Origin of the sequence: Cupriavidus taiwanensis, from assembly GCF_900250075.1 — a bacterium.
Lineage (GTDB): Bacteria > Pseudomonadota > Gammaproteobacteria > Burkholderiales > Burkholderiaceae > Cupriavidus > Cupriavidus taiwanensis_C.
In genome coordinates, this window is the sequence record NZ_LT977070.1 from 3218635 (window position 1) to 3241227 (window position 22593).

General features: G+C 64.8%; 18 protein-coding genes and 1 pseudogene. 5 read left to right on the plus strand and 14 right to left on the minus strand.

What is annotated here, in order from left to right:
• Nucleotides 1-198: 198 nt before the first annotated feature.
• From CBM2588_RS31545 to CBM2588_RS15040, 3 genes are all read left to right on the plus strand, one after another.
• Nucleotides 199-414, plus strand: a complete 216-nt coding sequence (locus CBM2588_RS31545) for a SymE family type I addiction module toxin (RefSeq protein ID WP_231942148.1) — start codon at nucleotides 199-201, stop codon at nucleotides 412-414.
• A 501-nt stretch (nucleotides 415-915) separates the two neighbouring features.
• Nucleotides 916-1476 carry a YfbU family protein gene (locus tag CBM2588_RS15035; protein ID WP_115681159.1) on the plus strand — a complete coding sequence of 187 codons (561 nt, stop codon included), beginning with the start codon at nucleotides 916-918 and terminating at the stop codon, nucleotides 1474-1476.
• Between the two features lie 15 nt (nucleotides 1477-1491).
• Nucleotides 1492-3318 (plus strand): hypothetical protein, encoded by a 1827-nt coding sequence (locus CBM2588_RS15040; RefSeq protein ID WP_147298415.1) that lies wholly within the window; start codon nucleotides 1492-1494, stop codon nucleotides 3316-3318.
• 143 nt (nucleotides 3319-3461) lie between these two features.
• Here CBM2588_RS15040 and CBM2588_RS31065 read toward each other — a convergent pair.
• The 8 genes and pseudogenes from CBM2588_RS31065 to CBM2588_RS15080 all read right to left on the minus strand — a co-directional run.
• A pseudogene (locus tag CBM2588_RS31065) lies at nucleotides 3462-3590 on the minus strand (site-specific integrase); the annotation flags it as partial.
• A 494-nt stretch (nucleotides 3591-4084) separates the two neighbouring features.
• Entirely contained in the window at nucleotides 4085-5272 is a 1188-nt protein-coding gene (locus tag CBM2588_RS15050) for a ribonucleotide-diphosphate reductase subunit beta (RefSeq protein WP_025583754.1), read from the minus strand.
• Between the two features lie 156 nt (nucleotides 5273-5428).
• Nucleotides 5429-8368, minus strand: coding sequence for a ribonucleoside-diphosphate reductase subunit alpha (locus CBM2588_RS15055; RefSeq protein WP_115681162.1), 2940 nt, complete (start codon nucleotides 8366-8368; stop codon nucleotides 5429-5431).
• Between the two features lie 493 nt (nucleotides 8369-8861).
• Nucleotides 8862-9482: a 1,6-anhydro-N-acetylmuramyl-L-alanine amidase AmpD gene (gene ampD / locus CBM2588_RS15060; protein ID WP_115681163.1), complete on the minus strand. Its 621-nt coding sequence runs from the start codon at nucleotides 9480-9482 to the stop codon at nucleotides 8862-8864.
• Complete coding sequence (locus CBM2588_RS15065; protein WP_115681164.1) at nucleotides 9479-11122, minus strand: sigma-54-dependent transcriptional regulator; 1644 nt, start codon at nucleotides 11120-11122, stop codon at nucleotides 9479-9481. The genes ampD and CBM2588_RS15065 overlap by 4 nt, the downstream gene beginning before the upstream one ends.
• 24 nt (nucleotides 11123-11146) lie before the next feature.
• Complete coding sequence (locus CBM2588_RS15070) at nucleotides 11147-13306, minus strand: sensor histidine kinase (protein WP_115681165.1); 2160 nt, start codon at nucleotides 13304-13306, stop codon at nucleotides 11147-11149.
• Nucleotides 13303-13602 (minus strand): PP0621 family protein, encoded by a 300-nt coding sequence (locus CBM2588_RS15075; RefSeq protein ID WP_018006268.1) that lies wholly within the window; start codon nucleotides 13600-13602, stop codon nucleotides 13303-13305. The genes CBM2588_RS15070 and CBM2588_RS15075 overlap by 4 nt, the downstream gene beginning before the upstream one ends.
• Before the next feature lie 6 nt (nucleotides 13603-13608).
• Complete coding sequence (locus tag CBM2588_RS15080) at nucleotides 13609-14556, minus strand: cytochrome C assembly family protein (RefSeq protein ID WP_115681166.1); 948 nt, start codon at nucleotides 14554-14556, stop codon at nucleotides 13609-13611.
• Between the two features lie 142 nt (nucleotides 14557-14698).
• Here CBM2588_RS15080 and ffh point away from each other — a divergent pair, with 142 nt between their 5' ends.
• Nucleotides 14699-16093 carry a signal recognition particle protein gene (gene ffh, locus CBM2588_RS15085; protein WP_115681167.1) on the plus strand — a complete coding sequence of 465 codons (1395 nt, stop codon included), beginning with the start codon at nucleotides 14699-14701 and terminating at the stop codon, nucleotides 16091-16093.
• A 52-nt stretch (nucleotides 16094-16145) separates the two neighbouring features.
• On the plus strand, nucleotides 16146-16688 hold the full coding sequence (locus CBM2588_RS15090; protein ID WP_115681168.1) for a hypoxanthine-guanine phosphoribosyltransferase: 543 nt from the start codon (nucleotides 16146-16148) through the stop codon (nucleotides 16686-16688).
• A 100-nt stretch (nucleotides 16689-16788) separates the two neighbouring features.
• Here the strand turns inward: CBM2588_RS15090 and CBM2588_RS15095 are convergent, their stop codons facing one another.
• The 6 genes from CBM2588_RS15095 to CBM2588_RS15120 form a co-directional block, all read right to left on the minus strand.
• Nucleotides 16789-17403, minus strand: coding sequence for a LysE family translocator (locus tag CBM2588_RS15095; RefSeq protein WP_115681169.1), 615 nt, complete (start codon nucleotides 17401-17403; stop codon nucleotides 16789-16791).
• Nucleotides 17404-17508: 105 nt separating this feature from the next.
• Nucleotides 17509-18171 (minus strand): LysE family translocator, encoded by a 663-nt coding sequence (locus CBM2588_RS15100; protein ID WP_115681170.1) that lies wholly within the window; start codon nucleotides 18169-18171, stop codon nucleotides 17509-17511.
• Nucleotides 18172-18259: 88 nt separating this feature from the next.
• Nucleotides 18260-19141, minus strand: coding sequence for an AraC family transcriptional regulator (locus CBM2588_RS15105; protein ID WP_115681171.1), 882 nt, complete (start codon nucleotides 19139-19141; stop codon nucleotides 18260-18262).
• A complete protein-coding gene (locus CBM2588_RS15110) occupies nucleotides 19105-19995 on the minus strand; it encodes a 2OG-Fe(II) oxygenase (protein WP_115681172.1) in 891 nt (296 codons plus the stop codon). The genes CBM2588_RS15105 and CBM2588_RS15110 overlap by 37 nt, the downstream gene beginning before the upstream one ends.
• Complete coding sequence (locus CBM2588_RS15115) at nucleotides 19992-20753, minus strand: lytic transglycosylase domain-containing protein (RefSeq protein ID WP_115681173.1); 762 nt, start codon at nucleotides 20751-20753, stop codon at nucleotides 19992-19994. The genes CBM2588_RS15110 and CBM2588_RS15115 overlap by 4 nt, the downstream gene beginning before the upstream one ends.
• Before the next feature lie 5 nt (nucleotides 20754-20758).
• Entirely contained in the window at nucleotides 20759-22480 is a 1722-nt protein-coding gene (locus CBM2588_RS15120; RefSeq protein ID WP_115681174.1) for a proline--tRNA ligase, read from the minus strand.
• Nucleotides 22481-22593: the final 113 nt, after the last annotated feature.

A 22593-nucleotide genomic window follows, 5' to 3' on the forward strand; every position in this document is an offset into this window, starting at 1 on the left:
AAATGCTTCCGAGGCATGTTTGACGTCTTTGGCCTCCTAGCCATGTGCGGGCCATAGTGGTGCGTCTGGCGTGTCCTTATAGGAGATTGCCGGCGGTAGCGGTCCTGCGTAGCCTATTTCATCGTCAAGTGCTGAACACACTCCCGCAGCGGCCTTACCGCACCCGGACAGCTTGCGGTCATCCTCTCAGGAGCCGCCATGAAAATCAGATCCACTGGCACACACGTTCGGACTATCAAGATTAGCCGGACTCAATTCCCGGTTGTTCCAGGTAAAAGCAATAACTTCACTGGTCTACGGACGATCCCTTGGATTCGCTTGCGAGGTGTTTGGTTGGAGGGGGCTGGATTCAGCGTTGGCCAATCCCTGAAGGTTAGAGTTCAGCATCAGCGGATAGTTATTTGGGTGGAGTAGACAGTCAATCCGGTGTGCGCCGGCGACGGCGCCTACCGACTGCGGATTCAACCGGTCGATGCAACAGCTTGATGGAATCGTTCAGCCGGAGTTTCACGAAGCACTGGCGGGAAAGAACTGTCGTCGACTGCGTTCTTCGGAATTCAGTGTATCCACCATGGCAAGGCCACCATAACATGCAGTAAGCGTCACCTCGAAGTGACACTTAGCATTTGAGTAATCTAGGCAAATACAATAGGAATTGAACTTGCTCGCACCGCGCATCCGGTTGATCCAACTAGAGCGATCCAGCATTGCCACAGATATTGCTTTGTGATGTCGGGGTGCAAGCCTAACGTGCTGTCCGCGTTCGATCGCATCCCTCAGCCATATGCGATACCATGGCCTAAATGTGTGTGCGGGGTATGCCCGACAAGCATACAGGTTCACCTTGTTTTCGTTGAAAAGAAGCGCGAGCGTTTTAACCCTGTAGTGAAATCAAGCTAGACACAGAACGGATTTATGAAACTCACAAACTCTGAAAAGCTAATTCTCCTGATGCTTAGCGACATCTATGATCGCCTGGAGCTAAATGACATAGACACAAAATTTTTGCGGTCCGCGATATACAGCGAAAATACTTGGGCACTCGACTGGGAAATGCCAGGTGTGGTGGGAAGCCAACAAGAGGAAACGCCTAAAGATGTTGTCGAAGTTCTAGATTGCCTAGAAATGTGGTCGCATATTGAGGAAGCATATGCGAATTTCAACGCCGAAGAACGGGCACAGGTCGAGCGCAAGGCAGAACCCTTCGGGCGGCATGTTCGGTTTCCGGGCTTCGACGGAAATAATGAAGCGGAGCTATTAGGCATCGCTAGGCTCCTCGTGGACGACATGGGAAGATTTAGCCGATTCAAGGGGAGAGACATGAATTCGCATGCTCCATTGAGGGAGGCGTACGGTAGAATGTTAGAGCACTACCTGCCCATGCGAGGTCAGAATTTCGGGGTTCGGGCCCTCTCGCCGGAGCAAATGATTGAGTTGCTTCAAGCAATGCGACATCCAGACTATAAAGCAGAATAATTATCTGGTCTAAAAATGGGTAAACTCAAATATCTCGCGAATGAACTGTGGCACAAGCTGCCCCTTACGGATTTTCGTTCACGTTTTTTTGTAGAGACATATACAGAAAAACTACGAATGTATACGCCACATTTCTATCAAGCACGACTGATGAATGTATTCAGCACGTGCGAGGAAATGATTCAGTATGTTAAGGAGTTTCAATCCAACGATAAAAATTCCGCATACTTGGCTTCATCCATTGAAGAACTGGAAAGCTGCTGGGATATGGACACGGTTTGCCAGGAGGTATTGGAAGACCTTGTACCGCTAAAGACCGGCCTCGTCAAAAAACTCAAAGGCGGAGATTTTTCCGCAAATACGCTCCATCGCGTCAACGTCTTTTGTCGTGCCGTACTACGCCGGAAGGAAGCGTACTCAAATGCGCTTTTGATGTCGCTTACTGAGGCCGTGAATGGACCGGTCGATTTGACTCAAAAAGACAGAATCACAACGCAAATCGATCGACTAACAAGTATTTACACTACCTATCTACTTTATCGCGGGTACTCGCCAACATATTTATATAATCGTGCCGAGTTGTTTTTTCGAGATAATAATTACGGGGATCGAAATTTCGCCGAGCAGTTCAGGCATGTAACTGAGCGCCTGCAGAGGGACACGCTAGGCGATTTTGAGGTCATCTACGGCATTCAAACTCAAAAGCCGAGCATGCTTTTGAGCATCATCGATGCCGACACACTGGCATTTCAAGCGGACATTCCGGAGGAAATCCAGGGTGGTAATCGCGAAAAACTAAAAAAAGGGCTAAATGTCAATGTCGTAGTAAAATGCCAGGTGCAAGCCACGGACTATGTTAGCGCTGCATTTCGTGCCAAGGAGCGACTTGATAGATTCCTGGATGCCGCGACGGCGCTCGAACTGAACATAGAGTTACAGATTTCGACCCACTGCGTGGTCACGTATCAAGTTCAAAACGTAACACATCGTCGGCAAGTGCCGGTTGAAGTGTTGCTCGCCTTTATGTCAAGTGAGGTAGGCTCCTCCTTCCTGGGGCCTGAAATGTCCATCAGGCAATCATTTAAGGCACTGAATGACGCCGCGGCTGATCAGTTGGGAAGATCGTTGCGCTATCTACGCCTAGCTCGAAATTCCGCTTCCCTAGAGCAGAAGCTTCTTAATCTGTGGATTGCACTCGAGTCCCTATTCATCAACTCCGAACAAGGAATCCTAAGTAATATCGTCGAATACGTACCACATTTTTACGCTACTGCCGGGATCTGGCGTCGTGTGGGGTATTTGCGTGATCTACTAGTTGAAAACGCTGTTGTCACAACCCCTCTGATTCAGGAGAGTATTCTTCCTGGTGCTCAAAGATTTGATGAGACAACGACGAATCACCAAATTTTCGCACTTCTTCGCAGCAAAGATGCAGCACAACAGCTCTTTGACAGCCTAGATGAGCGAGAACACCTTAAGTTTAAGCTTTCTCACATTATGAAGGATCTCAAGGATAACAAATCCATCCGCGAGCGCTTAACGAAATCTGAGAATGACGTAATACGCCAACTAAGACGGATCTACTTTCTCAGAAATAAGATCGCGCATACCGGGCATTTTGAGGGAGTGCGGCCCCAGCTAGTGACGCACCTTCTGGATTATGTGGCGATTTGCTACCGCGCAATTTCCGCATCGGCGGCTCAGGTTGACGACGCTCAATCTTGTTCAATCGCAGAACTCTTGGCGGCAACGAGAATGGGGGTCGACGTCGTCGTGGCACGTGTAAGCTTGAAAGACGAAGTGACAACGCTCGACGAGTTAATCCTTACCCCCATCTTATAATGCGAAGCGGAGGAACTGGCGCTCCAATTGGGGCGCCAGTGCGGGGAGTGGGAAACAGCAGTCTTTCTTCCGGCACAACGGCGCCTAACTTCCCGGGCGCGCCGGCGGAGACAGCAAGGCGGCGACAGCGAGGTTTAACAGTGCTAGCCTAGCTTCTTTGCTAGGTCCTCTGCCCGCGGGTGGTAGTAGCGCTTTAGCATCCGCAGGTCGCGATGCCCGGTAACGGCGGACAGTTCGAGCACATTCGACAGCTTTTCTTCCAATTGAGAGGCCATGGTAGAAACTTGTGCAAGGCGCGACCTAGATGCGAAAATCTCGAACTATGTAATCATCTCTGCGAGATTCGAGTTTTCCGGACCTGCATGCGTTCATGAAAACTCCATAGTCCGCCTCATTCGGATAGGCATACGCAATGCGTACCTCCACCAGCGATTCAGCGAGAGGCTCCCTATTATCGATGTACGCAGATATTTCGATGGTCCTTCCGCAAGCCTTGGCATACGCACGGGCAAGCGCTGCACGCAGGTTCTCCGTGTTCCGCCCCCCCGGGATGCAACCCTCGTGATCACCGAAGCTGTCGCTTCAACAAATGATGTTAGGCAGTTGAGTTGACTCTTGGTGCGGCCGCTCCTGCCCGAGAAACAGCCGTTTGGGAAGAAACTGCCGTATGTCGCCTCATGGCCGATTGCAGCCACCTTTTATCTTGGTAGGTCCATAAAAAATGGGAGCCATCAGCTCCCATTTCTCATCATCAAAGCAAAACAACTCAGTCCCAGCTCAACGCCCCACCCGTCTGATACTCAATGACGCGCGTCTCAAAGAAGTTGCGTTCCTTCTTCAGATCGATCATCTCAGACATCCACGGGAACGGATTCTCTTCGTTCGGGAACAGCTGATCCAGCCCAATCTGCTGGCAACGACGATTGCAAATGAAGCGCAGATACGACTTGAACATCGGCGCATTCAGCCCCAGCACGCCGCGCGGCATCGTGTCCTCAGCGTAGCGATACTCCAGGTCAACAGCCTTCTTGAACAACTCAGTAATCTCAGCCTTAAACTCCGCCGTCCAAAGATGCGGATTCTCCAGCTTGATCTGATTGATCAAATCAATCCCGAAATTGCAGTGCAGCGACTCATCCCGCAGGATGTACTGATACTGCTCCGCCGCCCCAGTCATCTTGTTCTGCCGCCCCATCGCCAGGATCTGCGTGAAGCCCACATAGAAGAACAGCCCTTCCATGATGCAGGCGAACACGATCAGCGACTTCAGCAGCTTCTGGTCGTTTTCCGGCGTGCCGGTCTTGAACGACGGGTCGGTCAGCGTGTCGATGAACGGGATCAGGAACTCGTCCTTGTCGCGGATCGACTGCACTTCGTGGTACGCGTTGAAGATCTCGGCTTCGTTCAGGCCCAGCGATTCAACGATGTACTGGTAGGCGTGCGTGTGGATGGCCTCTTCAAAGGCCTGGCGCAGCAGGTACTGGCGGCATTCCGGCGCGGTGATCTGGCGGTAGGTGCCCAGCACGATGTTGTTGGCGGCCAGCGAGTCGGCGGTGACGAAGAAGCCGAGGTTGCGCTTGATGATGCGGCGCTCGTCTTCGGTCAAGCCGTTGGGGTCTTTCCACAGGGCGATGTCGCGGGACATGTTGATTTCCTGCGGCATCCAGTGGTTGGCGCAGCCGGCCAGGTATTTTTCCCACGCCCACTTGTACTTGAACGGCACCAGCTGGTTGACGTCGGTCGAGCCGTTGATGACGCGCTTGTCGGCGGCGTTGACGCGGCGGTTGCTTTGCGCGGCGGCGGCGTTGGGATTGTTGCCCAGGATGCCGGCTTGCGTGGCGCTCGGCGGCAGGACGCCTTGCTGGTCAGCGGTGGTGGCCGATGCGGCGGGTTGCAGGGCAGGCTGCGGTGCGGCCTGCGGGGTGGCTTGAACGTCGTCGTCCCAGCTCAGCATGATGTGGTTCTCCGTGATTCGGTTGGGGGGCGCGTGTGGTTTCGTCAGGTTTGACGCTTCACTTCGTTGGGGCGCCGGCCCTCTCCCCCGCCCCTCTCCCGCGAGCGGGAGAGAGGAGCAAACCGGGGGTGGTTTTTACTCTCTAGGCTTTTTGCCTTATTGGCAGGCTTCGCACTCTTCGAAGCCGGGGTCGCCCGGGCGCATCGTGCAGACCGCGCCTTCGGCTTCCGGCATGGCCGGGGCCGAGGCGGCCGCTGCGTCCAGGGCCGAGCCGCTGTCGCTGCCCGACGACACTGCGTTCAGCGAGCCGCGCGACACGGTGGACTTCTCCACGTGGGTGGCGGCCATCGTGCGCAGGTAGTACGTGGTCTTCAGGCCGCGCACCCATGCCAGCTTGTAGGTGTCGTCCAGCTTCTTGCCCGACGCGCCGGCCATGTAGATGTTCAGGGACTGGGCCTGGTCGATCCACTTCTGGCGGCGGCTGGCGGCTTCCACCAGCCAGGTCGGTTCCACTTCGAACGCGGTGGCGTAGATGTCGCGCAGGTCTTGCGGGATGCGGTCGATGCGCGACAGCGAGCCGTCGAAGTACTTCAGGTCGGCAACCATCACCTCGTCCCACAGGCCGCGTTCCTTCAGGTCACGCACCAGGTAGTCGTTGACCACGGTGAACTCGCCCGACAGGTTGGACTTGACGTACAGGTTCTGGAAGGTCGGCTCGATGCAAGCGGACACGCCAATGATGTTCGAAATGGTCGCGGTCGGGGCGATCGCGATGCAGTTCGAGTTGCGCATGCCGTGCTGCTTGATGCGGGCGCGCAGGCTGTCCCAGTCCATGGTGCTGGACAGGTCCACTTCCAGGTAGCCGCCGCGCTCTTCGGCCAGCAGCTTGAGCGAGTCTTGCGGCAGGATGCCACGGTCCCACAGCGATCCTTCGTAGGTGCTGTAGCGGCCGCGCTCTTCAGCCAGCTCGGTCGAAGCCTGGTAGGCGTAGTAGCACACCGCTTCCATCGAGGTGTCGGCGAACTGCACCGCGGCCTTGCTGGCGTACGGGGTGCGCAGCACGTGCAGGCAGTCCTGGAAGCCCATGATGCCCATGCCGACCGGACGGTGGCGCAGGTTGGAATTGCGCGCCTTGTCGACAGCGTAGTAGTTGATGTCGATGACGTTATCGAGCATCCGCATGGCGGTGCGGATGGTCTTCTGCAGCTTGGCGTGGTCGAGCGCGTACGAGCCGTCGGCCTGCTTGGCCAGGTGGGCCACCAGGTTGACCGAGCCCAGGTTGCACACGGCGATTTCGCTGTCGTTGGTGTTCAGCGTGATTTCCGTGCACAGGTTGGAGCTGTGGACGACGCCGACGTGCTGCTGCGGGCTGCGGATGTTGCAAGGATCCTTGAAGGTGATCCACGGGTGGCCGGTCTCGAACAGCATGCCCAGCATCTTGCGCCACAGTTGCAGCGCCGGCAGCTTCTTGAACAGCTTCAGTTCGCCGCTGGCGGCCTTGGCTTCATAGCCCAGGTAGGCCTTTTCGAATTCCTTGCCGACCTTGTCGTGCAGGTCCGGGCAGGTGGCGGGCGAGAACAGCGTCCATTCGCCGCCTTCCATCACGCGCTTCATGAACAGGTCCGGGATCCAGTTGGCCGTGTTCATGTCGTGGGTGCGGCGGCGGTCGTCGCCGGTGTTCTTGCGCAGCTCCAGGAATTCTTCGATGTCCAGGTGCCACGTTTCCAGGTATGCGCAGACGGCGCCCTTGCGCTTGCCGCCCTGGTTGACGGCGACGGCGGTGTCGTTCACCACCTTCAGGAAGGGGACCACGCCTTGCGACTTGCCGTTGGTGCCCTTGATGTGCGAGCCGAGCGCGCGCACGTTGGTCCAGTCATTGCCCAGGCCGCCGGCGAACTTGGACAGCAGCGCGTTTTCCTTCAGCGCTTCATAGATGCCTTCCAGGTCGTCCGACACGGTGGTCAGGTAGCACGACGACAGCTGCGAGCGGCGGGTGCCGGAGTTGAACAGGGTCGGCGTGGACGACATGAAGTCGAACGACGACAGCAGCTGGTAGAACTCGATGGCGCGCGCTTCGCGGTCCTTCTCGTTCAGCGCCAGGCCCATGGCCACGCGCATGAAGAAGGCCTGCGGCATTTCGATGCGGGTTTCATCGATATGCAGGAAGTAGCGGTCGTACAGGGTCTGCAGGCCCAGGTAGTTGAACTGGAAGTCGCGGCCGGCGTCCAGCGCGGCGCCCAGGCGGGCCAGGTCGAAGGTGGCCAGCTTTTCGTCCAGCAGCTCGGCTTCGATGCCGCGCGCGATGAACTTGGGGAAGTACTCGGCGTAGCGGGCCGACATCTCCGACTGGGTCACTTCGGTGCCCAGGATTTCCTTGCGGATGGTGTGCAGCAGGATGCGGGCGGTGACCTGGCTGTAGTCCGGGTCCTTTTCGATCAGGGTACGCGCGGCCAGGATGGCGGAGTCGTACACCTGCGTCATCGGCACGCCTTCGTACAGGTTCTTCAGAGTTTCCTTCAGGATCGGCTCGGCGCTGACGGCATCGCCCAGGCCGGAGCAGGCATTGTCGATCAGGGCGTGCAGCGCGACCACGTCCAGCGGCTTGGTCACGCCGGCGTCGGTCACGTTGATGCTGATGCCGGCTTGCTGGACGCGGGCCACGGCCTCGGCGCTGGCACTGGCGCGCTCTGCCTTGCGCTTTTCGCGGTACAGCACGTAGGCGCGGGCCACTTCATGCTCGCCCGAGCGCATCAGCGACAGCTCGACCTGATCCTGCACGTCTTCGATATGGATGGCACCACCGCTCGGGCGGCTGCGCACCAGCGCACGCACCACGTTGTCGGTCAGCTGCTCGACGATCTCGCGCACGCGCGCGCTCGCGGCGCCCTGCCCGCCGTTGACGGCGAGGAAGGCCTTGGTCATGGCAACGGCGATCTTGGACGGCTCGAACGCCACCACGGCACCGTTGCGACGAATGATCTTGTGATCCGGGTAGTTCGTGGTCGCGGCGCTGGGGGTCTGCTGCGTGGTCGAAGCCTGGCTGGCAACGCCGGCGGCGGCGCCACCCGTGGTGATTTCGTTCTGGGCCGTTTGCATGAGAACTCCTGTTTTTACCCTGGCAATAAGAGACAAAAGAGTCCCTGGCGAAATGCGGCGAAAAAGAACGTCCCTCCCGGCTGCATAGCGGGTGCGACAGACTGCCTTTACGTGAACATTTCGCCAGGGACTCTTGTGATGCCGGCCTTGCGGGGAGGTTTGCAGTCGATGCGCGAACTTCGCGGCTGCTGCCTCGCTCTTGGGGCCGGCTCCCCGGTTTGACTACTAGATATAGTGTGTGACGCGGAAAACTGGGCTAAGTATAGTGAAACGAATCCGAATGACCAGTCTTGACAACCGCTATTTCGGGAACGCCGTCGGCTGTGCGGCAGCGCCACATGCCCGCAAGCCTAGTACTCGCAAGGGTTTCGGCCAGACCGTTCGCAACTGCACATTTCACAAAAATTTTTTTGATTGTTGCTAGGTTGCGATAGCCCCACACGGACGTGGGGCATGTGCGCCGGGATGGGGCGCACAAGTGCAGGGAATGACGTCAGGAATCCGTCACATGCACTGATGCGCCCGGGCATTGGTAGGGCAGCATGCCCGCCGCCACGCCGGCCTGCCTGGCAAACCGCGGCCAGTCGAAATGCGGGCCGGGATCGGTCTTGCGGCCCGGCGCGATGTCGCTGTGGCCGGCAATCGCGCGGACCGGGTAAGCGGCCATCAGCGCGGGCACCAGTGCGGCCACGGTGTCGTACTGGGCTGTGGTGAACGGCAGGTCGTCGCAGCCCTCGATCTCGATGCCGATCGAAAAATCGTTGCAGCGCGCGCGGCCGAAGAAGTCTGACTGCCCGGCATGCCAGGCCCGCTGCGTGCACGGCACGAATTGAACCAGTTCGCCCGTGCGCGTCACCAGGAAGTGCGCCGACACCTGGACCTGGTGGATGGTGGCAAAGAACGGGTGCTTGTCGGGATCGAGCCGGTTCTGGAAGAAGGCCTCGATGTCGCCGCTGCCGAATTGGCCGGGCGGCAGGCTGATGTTGTGCAGCACCACCAGGTCCACCGGCATGCCGTCCGGGCGCGCGTCGAAATTGGGCGACGGCACGCGCCGGGCGGCGGGCACCCAGCCGTCGGCATCGGGCAGATAGGACGAAGGCGCGGGCGCGGTCATGGTGTGCCCTCGCCTTCCACGGCGCCGCGGTCGCCAGCGTCCATGGCCTCGCGGATGCCCAGCTGCTGGATGCGGTAGCGCAGCTGGCGCAGGTTCAGGCCCAGCAGCGGCGCCGCCGCGGTGCGGTTGAAGTTGGTCTGCGCCAGCGCCTGCAGGATCAGTTCGCGCTCTACGGCTTCCAGCCTGGCGGGCAGGTCGATCGGGAAGACGATGCCGCGGCAGGCGCGCTCGGTGGGGTCGCCGGCAGGCTCGGGTTCGAGCACGGCGGCAGCGGCCGCCGGTGGCGGCTCGGCCGGAACCGGCGCAGGCGTGGCGGCGGCCGGCGCGGCGCCGCCCGCTGCCGTGCCCCATGGCGCATAAGGGTATGGCGCCACCGGCTGCGGCACCATCGCCGGCACCATCGCCGGCGCCGGCGCCGGCATCAGCCCGGCGCGCCCGGCGCCCGCGTCCAGCGGCCCCAGGTCGGCCAGTTCGATGTCGTCGCTCTCGGCAAACGCGTAGGCGCGCTCGAGCAGGTTTTCCAGCTCGCGCACGTTGCCCGGGAACGGATAGGCCGCCAGCCGCTGCAGCGCCTGCGGCGACAGCCGCTTGGGATGCGCATCGCCGTAGCGCACCGCCAGGTGGTCCAGGATGGCGCGCGCCAGCACCGGGATGTCTTCGCCGCGCTCGCGCAGCGTGGGCATGCGCAGCGCCAGCACGTTCAGCCGGTAATACAGGTCTTGCCGGAACTGCCCCGCCGCCACCATCGCGGCCAGGTCCTTGTGGCTGGCGCACATCACGCGCACGTCGACGGCGTCTTCGCGGCTGGCGCCGATCTTGCGCACGCGGCGCTCCTGCAGCGCGCGCAGCAGCTTGACCTGCATCGGCAGCGGCAGGTCGGCCACTTCGTCGAGCAGCAGCGTGCCGCCGTTGGCGGCCTGGAAGAAGCCGCCGCGCTCGGCATCGGCGCCGGTGAACGCCCCTTTGACGTAGCCGAAGAACTCGGACTCCATCAGGTTTTCGGGGATGGCGCCGCAGTTGACGGCGACGAACGGATGCGCGGCGCGCGCGCTGGTGGCGTGGATGGCGCGCGCGGCACGCTCCTTGCCGCTGCCGGATTCGCCGCTGATCACCACCGGCGCCATGCTGCGCGCCAGCCGCGACAGCGAGCGGCGCACCTCCTGCATCGCCGCGGAATGGCCGGGCAGCAGCGCCGCGGCGCGGTCGGCGGCCTGCTCGGCCGCCGCTGCGGCGTCGGCATCGGCGTTGTCGCGCGGCTGGCGGCCCAGTGCATTCAGCACCAGGCTGCGCAGCTGCTCCAGCGACACCGGCTTGGCGATGTAGTCGAAGGCGCCGGCCTTGAGCGCTTCCACGGCGTTGTCGGCGCTGCCGTAGGCGGTGATCACCGCCACCGGGATGCGTTCCGGCGCGGCCGACAGCTGGCGCACGATCTCGATGCCCAGCCCGTCGCCCAGGCGCATGTCGGTCAGCACCAGGCTGTAGGGGCCCTGCGCCAGCTTTTCGCGCGCCTCGGCCAGCGAGCCGGCCAGCACCACGTCATGGCCCATGCGGCGGATGGAGATGTCCAGCAGCTCGCGCAGGTCGGCCTCGTCGTCGATGACCAGGATGGGATCGGGCGCGCGGGACGTTCGGGGTGGCATGGGTGATGGCGGAATGGAGACGGGTCAGACGGCGGCCGCCGCGGCAGCCTCTGCGCTCTCGATGCGCAAGGTCAGCACGAAGGCCTTGCCCGGCAGTGTATCGCGCGCGCTGGAGGCCAGCATGCCGGTGCGCTCGATCAGCGCCGGCAGCGAGATGGTGCCGTAGCGCACCTGCGCGTCATTGGCGCCGCACAGCTCGCGCGCCATGAACAGGCCCAGCCCGGTGCCCTGGGCGTTGCTGGTGAAGAACGGCTCGAACAGGCTGCGCTGGTGTTCGCGCGCCACCTCGGCGCCGTCGTTCCAGACGATCAGCTCGGCATGGTGCTGGTCCAGCGCGTGCGCCAGCAGCCGGATCGAGCCGGGCAGACGGCTGCAGTAGCGCCAGGCGTTGTCGAGCAGGTTGCCCAGCACCTGCTGCAGCTGCGAGGCATCGAACACCACCGGCTGGGCCACGTCGACGGTCAGGCGGATGGCATTGGCGTTGATGTCGGCGCGGCCCGCCGGGCGGGTCTCGCCGGCGCGCGGGCGGCGCTGGCGCATTTCGGCGCGCCAGCGCTCGACGATCTCCGGCAGCGCCTGCGCCAGGTGCACGGTGCTGCGGCCAGTGCGCGGGCGGCGCGACATCTGCAGCACGTCGGACACCACCTGGTCCAGCCGGCGCACGTTGTCGTGGATGATGCGCAGCAGGCGGGCGTCGATATCGACATCGGCGGCGCCCGGCTCCTGCGCGGCCAGGTCCTGCGCGACCGGATGGTGCCGGCCGGAATCGCCCAGCAGTTCGCTGGCCTGGCTGATCGCCGCCAGCGGGTTGCGGATCTGGTGCGCGATGCTGGCCACCAGCCGGCCCATGGCGGCCAGCTTTTCCTGCTGCACCTGCTCGGCGATGCGTTCCCAGCTTTCGATATGGACCAGCACGGTGTCGCGCATCTCGCTGCGCAGCAGCGCCTCATCCTCCTGCGACCACGCCATCGCCTCGTTCTGGGCGATGGCCAGGCGCAGGCGCGCGGCGGCTTCGGGCGACAGCTCGTTCCACGCGGCGGTATCGAGCGCGGCCGGCACGGTGCGGCCATGCGCCATGGTCGAACGCAGCCCGGCCAGGCCCGGCAGCACGAAGCGCAGCCGCAGCCGGGTATGCTGCATGGTGCCGTCGGCCAGCGCGGCGCCGGAGGCCATCGGCAGCAACTGCAGGATGCGCGGCACGTCGTCCTTGCTGCGCAGCCAGTCGCGCAGCATTTCCATCAGCGGCTGCAGGCGCGGGATGCGGCGCAGGTCGAACAGCACGGTATCGCCGCCGCCCGGCCCGGCTCCGCCAGCGGGCGCGCCACCCAGCTTGCGCGAGTAGATGCGCTCGTGCGGCTGCACGCCCAGCAGCACCACCGCGGCGGGATTGGCGGCCACCACCGCGCCGTTGGCACGCACCAGCATCACGCCGTCCTGCATGTCGTTGACCATCAGCCGGTTGACCAGCTGCTGCAGGCGCAGCTCCTGCTCGCGCGCCAGCGCCAGGCGCTCCTGTGCCAGCTGCCGGTTGGCCAGCATGTACATCAGCAGCGCGGCGATCATGAACACCAGGCCGAACAGGCCCGAGCCCAGCAGCCCGGCATCGGCCTGGCGCAGCAGGATGGTGTGCATGAACGGCCCGCTCATCACCACCAGCGCGGAAATCGCCGCGGCAAACAGCGCGAACAGCAGGCTGGTCAGCGCGCCGGCTTCCAGCGCCGGCAGCAGGAAAATCATGGCCAGGCCCTCGGCCTGCCCGCCCCGGCCCAGCACGCTGAAGACCAGCGCCAGCAGCGCCAGGTCGGCCAGCACCTGCACCCGCACGCGCAGGTGGAAATGCCGGCGCCACAGGGTGCCCGCCAGCATCGCCAGGGCAATGCCAAGGTAAGGGACGGCGACGGCCATGGCCGCCGCATGCTCGATCCCGCCCATGGCCTCCAGGCCGAAAGGCAAGGCGGGGATGGCGGCAGTGAAGGGGGAAGCGGCCGTGCCGGCGCCCACGGCCGGCTCGCCGCGCCGCATCAGCGCGAAGCCGACCAGCAGCAGGCCTACGGCAACGCGGGTCCAGCAGAAATAGCGCAGCAGGCGCCAGTGGAAGTCAGGCGGTTCGGGCTGGCCCCACAGCTGCGCCAGGCCGCGCCAGGCGTTCAGCCGCTGCCAGGCCGACGGCGCCGGCTGGGTCATGGGCGCGGGCCGCTGCTGCCGTCGCCACCTTCGGTGCGGCTTTCATCGGGCAGGTGGCTGCGCCGGCAGTAGTGCAGGCCGCGCCAGGCAATGGCGTCGCCCTGCGGCAGGTGCACGCCGCACTGGGCGCACTGGACCATGCGCTCGGCGGCGGCGTCGGGCGTGCCGGCGGCGGCGTGTTCGCTGGCCTCGCGCGCCTGGCGGGCGCGATGCTCGGCCAGCCGGGCCTCGGCGCGGGCGCGCAGCCACCAGAAGACGCCCAGCACCACGGCCAGCAGGATCAGGATACGTGCCATGGCAAATCAGAGCCGGTGCAGGACGACTTCAATCACGAAACGGCTGCCGACATAGGCCAGCAGCAGGATGCCGAACGACGCGATGACCCAGCGCAGCGCCACCTTGCCGCGCCAGCCGCGGAAGATGCGCCCGGCCAGGATGCCGCCGAACATGGCCCACGAGATCAGCGCGAACACCGTCTTGTGGTCCAGCCGGAAGGCGCGCCCGAACAGTTCTTCGGAAAACAGCAGGCCCGAGCCGATGGTCAGCGTCAGCAGCACGAAGCCGGCGCCGATCAGCCGGAACAGCAGCTTCTCCAGCGTCAGCAGCGGCGGCAGCAGGTCCAGCCAGCGCCCCAGCCACTGGCCGGGCTGCGGCGCCGACGGCCGCGCCGGCGCGTGGCGGAAGCCGTGCAGGCGCCGCTCGGCCAGCAGCATCAGGAAGGCATGGAAGGCGGCCAGCGTGAACAGCCCGTAGGCCACGTTGGCGATGATGAAATGCAGCTTGAACAGCGGCCGCGCCGCGTAGCCCAGGATCTGCGAGCCGGGAAAGGCCAGCGGCATCAGGCTGGCCACCAGCGCCACCGGGATCACGATCAGTCCCAGCCCCGCCAGCGAAAAGAAGAAGCTCTCGATCCAGTAGATGCCCACGCCCAGCCACAGCATGGCCGACAGCGCGAAGGCGAAGCCGAACATCATGCGCTCGGCCGGGAAGATGGTTTCATGCAGCAGCATGCCGTGGCTGGCCAGCGCGGCCAGCATCAGCACGTGCCACCACGCCGGGCGTCCCTCGCCGTGGGCGCCGCCGGCCGGGGGGATGGGGCCGCCGCCCGCCACCAGCACGGCCGCGGCCGAGTTGCCCGCCGGGCCGGTGGAGCCGGCAGCAGCGGCCACGCGCGGATGGCGCGTGGCCCAGCCGTGCCAGGCCAGGCCGCAATAGAGAAGTGCCGTCAGGGCATACAGTACAATGACCATTTACGCAGTTTACCTTAGTGCCCACGGACGGTGGCGGCCCGCTTGAGCCGGTGTGACCGGTGTTCCAGGCCTGCCCCGTGTGCCGGACCGCGTCCGATTTTCAGCCCCGAGCCCTGCTCCGACTTCTCCCCCGATTCCTGCCATGCTGGACAATCTCACTCAACGCCTGGCGCGCGTGGTCAAGACCATGCGCGGCGAGGCGCGCCTGACCGAGGCCAATACCGCCGAGATGCTGCGCGAAGTGCGCCTTGCCATGCTCGAAGCCGACGTGGCGCTGCCGGTCGTGCGCGAATTCGTCGCCCGCGTGAAGGAAAAGGCCATGGGCGAAGAGGTGGTCAGCAGCCTGACCCCGGGCCAGGCCCTGGTCGGCGTGGTCCAGCGCGAGCTGACCGCGGTGATCGGCGGCGCCGAGGCCGCCGGCGGCAACAATAAAGAGTCCGAGCTGAACCTGGCGGTGCAGCCGCCCGCCATCATCCTGATGGCCGGCCTCCAGGGCGCGGGCAAGACCACCACCGCCGGCAAGCTGGCCAAGTGGCTCAAGGAAAACAAAAAGAAGAAGGTGCTGACGGTCTCGTGCGACGTCTACCGCCCCGCCGCCATCGCCCAGCTCAAGACCGTGTCCGAGCAGGTCGGCGCCGAGTTCTTCCCGTCGCAGCCCGACCAGAAGCCGGTCGACATCGCCCGCGCGGCGGTGGACTGGGCGCGCAAGCATTACCACGACGTGCTGATCGTCGACACGGCCGGCCGGCTGGGTATCGACGAGGCGATGATGCAGGAAATCGCCGCGCTGCACGCCGAACTGAAGCCGGCCGAAACCCTGTTCGTGGTCGATGCCATGCTCGGCCAGGACGCGGTCAACACCGCCAAGGCCTTCAATGACACCCTGCCGCTGACCGGCGTGGTGCTGACCAAGCTGGACGGCGATGCGCGCGGCGGCGCGGCACTGTCGGTGCGCCATATCACCGGCCGCCCGATCAAGTTCGTCGGCGTCGGCGAAAAGCTCGATGGCCTGGAGCCCTTCTTCCCGGACCGCATGGCCCAGCGCATCCTGGGCATGGGCGACATCCTCGCGCTGGTCGAGGAAGCCCAGCGCGGCGTGGACATGGAAGCGGCCGAGAAACTGGCCAAGAAGATCAAGAAGACCGGCGATTTCGACCTGGAAGACTTCAAGGCCCAGATCGGCCAGATGAAGAAGATGGGCGGCCTGGGCAGCCTGGTCGACAAGCTGCCGGCGCAGTTCGCGCAGCAGGCGCAGGGGGCCAACATGGACCAGGCCGAGAAGCAGGTGGCGCGCATGGAAGGCATCATCAACAGCATGACGCCGGCCGAGCGCGCCAAGCCGGACCTGATCAAGGCCAGCCGCAAGCGCCGCATTGCCGCGGGCGCCGGCGTGCCGGTGCAGGAGGTCAACCGCCTGCTCAACCAGTTCGACCAGATGCAGTCCATGATGAAGAAGCTCAAGGGCGGCGGCATGATGAAGATGATGCGCCAGATGGGCGCGATGAAGGGCGGCATGAAGGGCCTCTTCAACCGCTGAAGCCCGCCGCGCAAGCCGAACTGCCTCCCCGCAAAAGAACAGGAAAGACATCATGATGAGCGCCGAACAGGCCCGCGAGCTGTGGGCCAATTCCGAAGAAATCGTCTCCGCCGAAGAAGTCCAGGCTTCGCTGGACCGCATGGCCGCGGACATCACCGCCAGGATGGGCAATGACTTCCCGCTGGTGCTGTCGGTAATGGGCGGCGCGGTGGTCTTCACCGGCATGCTGCTGCCAAAGCTGGCGTTCCCGCTGGAGTTCGACTACATCCACCTCTCGCGCTACAACAACAAGACCGTCGGCGGCGAGATGCAATGGCGCGTGGCCCCGCGCGAATCGGTCAAGGACCGCGTGGTGCTGGTGCTGGACGACATCCTCGATGAAGGCGAGACCATGGCCGCCATCCGCCAGCGCATCATGGACATGGGCGCCCGGGAATTCCACGCGGCGGTGCTGTGCGAGAAGACACTGCGCAAGCCCAAGCCCATGCACCCGGATTTCTGCGGCTTTGCCGTGCCGGACCGCTATGTGTTCGGTTGCGGGATGGATGCCAAGGGGTATTGGCGGAACCTGGATTCGATCCGGGCGCTGGTTTGATCTAGAGGGCGTGAGCGCGAGGGTTTCTCCCCTCTTCCGCTTGCGGGAGAGGGGGCACCCCGATGGCGGTTAATGGTCCGCCAGTGTTTGCTTGAAGCCGTCAGGACCCCAGAATCGGCCACAGCGACGCCAGCAGCAGCACCGCCATCCCGATATTGAACACCCGCAGCACCTTCGGCCGCGCCAGCCAGCGCCGCAGCGCCGAGCCGCACAACGCCCACATCGCCACGCTGGGCAGGTTCACCACCCCGAAGATCCCCGCCAGCAGCAGCACGTTGAGCCACAGGTTGCCGTGCAGCACATAGGTGCTGCACGCGCCGACCGCCATCACCCAGGCCTTGGGATTGACCCACTGGAACGCCGCGGCGGCCCAGAAGCCCATCGGCCGCGCCACCTGCTGGTCCTGCACGCCGCCGGCCGTGGCCAGCTTCCAGGCCAGCCAGACCAGGTAGACCGTCGCCACCACGCGCAGCACCTGCCAGGTCCACGGGAACGCGTGGAACAGCGACCCCAGGCCCAGCCCGACCAGCCCCACCATCAGCGCGAAACCGATGCTGACGCCCAGCAGGTGCGGCACGGTGCGCAGGAAGCCAAAGTTCACGCCCGACGCGAGCAGCATCGTGTTGTTCGGACCGGGGGTGATCGACGACACCAGGGCAAAGCCGGCAAAGGCGGCAAAGACACCGGTGCCGGCGGCGAGTTGGGACACTTCCATGACTGACTCCAGGGGCGTTCATGTGCGTTTCGGGAAATCAGTCTACGGCCACCTAACGGTACAGTACCGGTACACTTTGCAGGAAATACGCCGATACAGGGCCGTTCACCGTAGCGCATGCCAGGCGATGCCCAGCGCCAGCAGCCAGAGGACAACCCCGGTCAGGCGCTCGACCCACCGCACCGACCGCCCGAAGCGCGCGGCCATCGCCGGATGCCCGATGCCGTAGGCCACCAGCAGGTCCCAGCCGAGCACGACGGCGAACATCCAGAATCCGTAGGCCAGTTGCACCGCCGGCGGCGTGCGGCTGGCGGCCAGCACCGAGAACAGGCTGGCGTAGAACAGCCCGTTCTTCGGGTTCAGCACGGCGGACAGGAAGCCGCTGGCGAGCTGGGCCAGCCAGGCGGCGGGCGCGGGCCTGGCGGCAGCATCCGCCGCCGGCATCGACAGTTCGCCGCAGGCGTTCAGCAGGCGCCAGCCCAGCCACGCCAGGTAGGCACAGCCGGCCCACTGCAACGCCGCGAACAGTTGCGGCGAATCACGCATAGCGGCGACGCCGGCCAGCGCCAGGCCGATAAAGACACCATTGCCCAGCGCGATGCCCAGGCACACGGCGCCGGCGCGCCGCGGCCCGTGCAGCAGCGCGCTGCGCACCACCAGGAAGAAATCCGGCCCGGGGCTGAGCAGCGCCAGCGCATGCGCGCCGGCCACCATGGCAAATTGCTGCCAAGGCAATGCCCCGCGGGCGAGATCGAAAGCCATGTCCATGCCGACCCTCCGTAAAGAGTCCGCAGTGTGGTGCGCACGGCGGTGGCCGGTCTTGAAGAAAGTTGCGGTGTCGCGCCAGGCCGGCGCCTCAGGCGGCGCGTTGGTACCCGCGCGGTGTCATGGCCACGCGCTGCTTGAAGGCGCGCTGGAAATGGCTCTGGTCGGCAAAGCCCAGCGCCAGGGCGACCTCGGCCAGCGCCGCGCCCTGCCGCAGCAGGCGGCGCCCATGCTGGATGCGCAGGTCGAGCTGGTAGGCGTGCGGTGTCATGCCGGTTTCGGCGCGGAAGGCCCGCACCAGGTGGTAACGGCTCAGGCCGCAGGCGCGCGCCAGCTCGGCCAGCGGCAGCCGCTCGGCATGGCGCTCGCGCAGCAGCTCGCACAATTGCGCCACGCGGGCGGAGACGGAGGCCGGCACCGGCAGTGTGCGGGTGCTTGCGCCGTTATCGATGGCGGCATGCAGGTCGCCGATGAAGGCCACCAGCGCGGCCTCTTTCTCGACGCTGTCAGCGGGCGAGAACAACGCGCGGTTCAACCCGCAGACCAGCTCGTAGACCGCCGGCGACGTCATCACGCGTGCCGGCAGCCGGGCCCGCGCCGCGCTGTCCTCGTCGAGCACGGCCGCGACCCAGGCCGGGTCGAAATGCAGCATCTGGTAGCTCCAGCACCCGTCCGGCACGGGATTGCAGGCATGGACCTGGTGCGCCGGGATCACCACCACCGCGCCCGCTCCGAGCACGGCGCTTTCATCGCCGCAGGCAAAGCGGCTGGTGCCGCCGTCGACGGCGCCGATCGACAGGGTGGGATGGCTATGCGGCAGGTAGCTGGCGCTGCTGTGGCTGGCGCGCCGGCTTTCGGCAAAGGGCAGCGCGGGATCCGCCCACCAGCGGCTGGCGGCCGGTGCGGCCGGTGCCCCCGGCTTGGCTGCGGGGCGGCTCACGCCGCGCTGCGGTACGGCCGTTCGCGCAACCATTTGGTGGCGATCCACTTTTCGCCGGCGGCCACCGGCAGGCCGGCATGCAGGGTGCGGTCGTCGAGCGTGCCGTCGGGCAGCAGGTAGCTGAAGTAGACCGCGTTGCCCTTGACCGGCGCCACCTCCAGGCCCACGCGCGGGAACGCGGTGGCGCCGCCCGCCTCGGGCGTGTTCAGGTAGATCACCAGCGTGGCGATGCGCTGCCCGCCGACGGACAGCTGCCGCGCCTCGCCGGGACGCTGCGGGTTGAAGTAGTCGAAGTGCGGCTGGTACTCGCCGCCCGGCTTGTAGTTGAGGATCTGCAGCCCTTCGCCATGCTCGGCCGGCACCCCGGTGACCGCGGCGATGCGGGCCTCGATGCGCGCGATCAGGGCGTGCTCGGCCACCTGGAACATCGCCCCCATGCTGGTGCGGGCGTCAATCAGGTTCTCGTCGCCGGTGTCGGGATTGACCACCGGCGAGCGCGCCAGCCGGCCGCGCGACAGCGCCACCAGCGCATCGCACTCGTCGTCGCTCAGCAGTTGCTGGAACAGCTGCACCTGCGGCGACGCCAGCCGGAACAGGACGGGTACCCGGCGGTCGCCGCCATCGGCGGCATAGACCGCAGGCGTGCCGGTCGCTGCGGCTTCAGCTTGCGCGGGCCGTGCCGGCGCCGCGTCGCCGTTGTCCTGGGCAAACGCCGCAGCCACCGACCGGCGCGCGAAGGCGTCGTCGTAGCCCGAGCGCAGCATCGACAGCACCAGCGCATCGGCGGCAAAGCCCTGGGCGATATGGCGGGCCAGCCATTGTTCGAGTTCGGGCGAGGATTCGGTGTAGCCGGCCTTGCCGCCGGCAACGGATGCTTCGCGGATCATGACGGATTGGCTGCGACGCGCTGCGACGAGAACGGGTTGCGTGCCGGCGGCTCCGCCACCGGCGCGCGCGGGCGCGACGGCGCAATCTCGGCATCGCCGGCCACGGTGACGGTGGCTTCGGAATACTGCCAGCGCTTCCACGCCGCCAGCACCGCGTTGGGATATTCCGGGCGGCCGCGGCTGCCGTTGTAGCGGCCCAGCGCCAGGTACAGGTCGCCCTGCTCGCGGTCCAGGTAAAAGCGCAGGATGGTGCAGCCGTAGCGCAGGTTGCTTTGCAGGTGGAACAGCTTGCGCGCGTCGCTGTCGCCGATGGTGCGCACCCAGAACGGCATCACCTGCATCAGCCCGCGCGCGCCGGCCGAACTGATCGCGTACTTGCGGAAGTTGCTTTCGACCTGGATCAGGCCCAGCACCAGCGCCGGCTCCAGGCCGGCGCGCTTGGCCTCGTAGTAGGCCACCTCGATCAGCTCGACCCGCACCTGCGGCTCGGGGATGCGCGCGGCCAGCCGCGCCGACATCTCGCCCAGCCACTTCAGGTAGGCCAGGCGCTCGCCGCCGGACGCGAACACCGGCCGCAACGGCCGGTCATCGGCAATCGCCGCGGCCAGCGCGCCGCGCACGGAATCGGCCAGGTCTTCTTCCTTCTGCGCGCCGGCGTGCGCCGCCGTGGCCGCCAGGGCCAGCAGCGTTACCAGCAGCGCGCCCGCCAGGCGGCGGGCGGCGGCAGCTGCGGCGTTCATGCCGCGGACGGCGCGCATGGGCCTCAGTTCGCCAGCAGGTTGCGTACGTGGCCGACCACCTCGGCCACGCCGACGGCGGTGGCCTGCGCGTCGCGCCGGCCCTGGTACTCGACCTTGCCCTCCTTCAGGCCCCGGTCGCCCACCACCACGCGGTGCGGCACGCCGATCAGCTCCCAGTCGGCGAACATCACGCCCGGGCGCTCGCCGCGGTCGTCGAGGATCACGTCCACGCCGGCGGCCAGCAGCTCGGCATGGATACGGTCCGCCTCGGCCTTGACGGCCTCGGAGCGGTCGTAGCCCACCGGGCAGACCACCACCGCGAACGGGGCGATCGCGGCCGGCCAGATGATGCCGCGCTCGTCGAAGTTCTGTTCGATCGCCGCACCCAGGATGCGGGTGATGCCGATGCCATAGCAGCCCATCTGCATCGGCTGGGTCTTGCCGTTCTCGTCGAGGAAGGTGGCGTTCATCGATTCCGAATAGCGCGTGCCGAGCATGAACACGTGGCCCACCTCGATGCCGCGGCAGATCTCCAGCGTGCCCTGGCCGTCCGGCGAGGCGTCGCCCGCCACCACGTTGCGCAGGTCGGCCACGATCGGCTCGGGCAGGTCGCGGCCCCAGTTGACACCGGTGTAGTGGTAGTCGCGGTAATTGGCGCCGCAGACAAAGTCGCTCATGTTGGCGACGGTGCGGTCGGCCACCACCTTGACCGGCTTCTTCATGTCGATCGGGCCCAGGTAGCCCGGCGGCGAGCCGAAGGCTTCGACGATCTCGTTCTCGGTGGCGAAGCGGAACTCGGCCAGCCCCGGCACCTTGGAGGCCTTGACCTCGTTCAGCTCATGGTCGGCGCGGATCAGCAGCAGCCAGATCTGGACGCCGGCGTCGCCGTCGGTGGCCAGCACGATCGACTTGACGTTGGTCTCGAGCGGCAGGTTCAGGAATTCGGCGACCTGCTCGCACTTGACCTTCTCCGGGGTGAAGGTCTTGACCAGGTCCTGCGTGGGCGCGGCGCGCTCGGCCACCAGCGGCAGCGCCTCGGCGGCCTCCATGTTGGCGGCGTAGGCCGAGGTCGGGCAGTAGACGATGGCGTCTTCGCCGGTTTCGGCGATGACGTGGAACTCATGCGAGCCGGAACCGCCAATGGCGCCGTTGTCGGCGGCCACCGCACGGAATTCCAGCCCGAAGCGGCGGAAGATGCGCACGTAGGCGTCGTACATGTTCTCGTACGACTTGCGCAGGCCGTCGGTGTCGCGGTCGAAGGAATAGGCGTCCTTCATGGTGAACTCGCGCCCGCGCATGATGCCGAAGCGCGGCCGGCGCTCGTCGCGGAACTTGGTCTGGATCTGGTAGAAATTGACCGGCAGCTGCTTGTAGCTGCGGATTTCCGAGCGGGCGATATCGGTCACCACCTCTTCGGAGGTGGGCTGCACCGCGAAGTCACGCTCATGGCGGTCCTTCAGGCGCAGCAACTCGGGGCCCATCTTGTCCCAGCGGCCGGTTTCCTGCCACAGCTCGGCCGGCTGGATCACCGGCATCGACAGTTCCACCGCGCCGGCCCGGTTCATTTCCTCGCGCACGATGTTTTCCACCTTGCGGATCACGCGCAGCCCGATCGGCATGTAGTTGTAGATGCCGGCACCCAGCTTCTTGATCATGCCGGCGCGCATCATCAGCTTGTGCGAAACGATTTCCGCGTCGGCGGGCGCTTCCTTGAGGGTGGAAATGAAGAATTGCGAGGCTTTCATCCGTAATTTCTCTCTGGGCCGCCGAGGTCGGAAAAATCCGTCCCGGCACAATCCGGGGGACCCGCGGCGCTGAATTATGCGCACGCGCCTGAAACTGCCCTTCCGCTCGGGGA

Bases quoted from the DNA above. Each gene is read 5' to 3' on its own strand.
- CBM2588_RS31545 (WP_231942148.1), top strand. From the start codon at position 199: ATGAAAATCAGATCCACTGGCACACACGTTCGGACTATCAAGATTAGC.
- CBM2588_RS15035 (WP_115681159.1), top strand. From the start codon at position 916: ATGAAACTCACAAACTCTGAAAAGCTAATTCTCCTGATGCTTAGCGAC.
- CBM2588_RS15040 (WP_147298415.1), top strand. From the start codon at position 1,492: ATGGGTAAACTCAAATATCTCGCGAATGAACTGTGGCACAAGCTGCCC.
- CBM2588_RS15050 (WP_025583754.1), bottom strand. From the start codon at position 5,272: ATGCTGAGCTGGGACGACGACGTTCAAGCCACCCCGCAGGCCGCACCG.
- CBM2588_RS15055 (WP_115681162.1), bottom strand. From the start codon at position 8,368: ATGCAAACGGCCCAGAACGAAATCACCACGGGTGGCGCCGCCGCCGGC.
- ampD (WP_115681163.1), bottom strand. From the start codon at position 9,482: ATGACCGCGCCCGCGCCTTCGTCCTATCTGCCCGATGCCGACGGCTGG.
- CBM2588_RS15065 (WP_115681164.1), bottom strand. From the start codon at position 11,122: ATGCCACCCCGAACGTCCCGCGCGCCCGATCCCATCCTGGTCATCGAC.
- CBM2588_RS15070 (WP_115681165.1), bottom strand. From the start codon at position 13,306: ATGACCCAGCCGGCGCCGTCGGCCTGGCAGCGGCTGAACGCCTGGCGC.
- CBM2588_RS15075 (WP_018006268.1), bottom strand. From the start codon at position 13,602: ATGGCACGTATCCTGATCCTGCTGGCCGTGGTGCTGGGCGTCTTCTGG.
- CBM2588_RS15080 (WP_115681166.1), bottom strand. From the start codon at position 14,556: ATGGTCATTGTACTGTATGCCCTGACGGCACTTCTCTATTGCGGCCTG.
- ffh (WP_115681167.1), top strand. From the start codon at position 14,699: ATGCTGGACAATCTCACTCAACGCCTGGCGCGCGTGGTCAAGACCATG.
- CBM2588_RS15090 (WP_115681168.1), top strand. From the start codon at position 16,146: ATGATGAGCGCCGAACAGGCCCGCGAGCTGTGGGCCAATTCCGAAGAA.
- CBM2588_RS15095 (WP_115681169.1), bottom strand. From the start codon at position 17,403: ATGGAAGTGTCCCAACTCGCCGCCGGCACCGGTGTCTTTGCCGCCTTT.
- CBM2588_RS15100 (WP_115681170.1), bottom strand. From the start codon at position 18,171: ATGGACATGGCTTTCGATCTCGCCCGCGGGGCATTGCCTTGGCAGCAA.
- CBM2588_RS15105 (WP_115681171.1), bottom strand. From the start codon at position 19,141: ATGGTTGCGCGAACGGCCGTACCGCAGCGCGGCGTGAGCCGCCCCGCA.
- CBM2588_RS15110 (WP_115681172.1), bottom strand. From the start codon at position 19,995: ATGATCCGCGAAGCATCCGTTGCCGGCGGCAAGGCCGGCTACACCGAA.
- CBM2588_RS15115 (WP_115681173.1), bottom strand. From the start codon at position 20,753: ATGCGCGCCGTCCGCGGCATGAACGCCGCAGCTGCCGCCGCCCGCCGC.
- CBM2588_RS15120 (WP_115681174.1), bottom strand. From the start codon at position 22,480: ATGAAAGCCTCGCAATTCTTCATTTCCACCCTCAAGGAAGCGCCCGCC.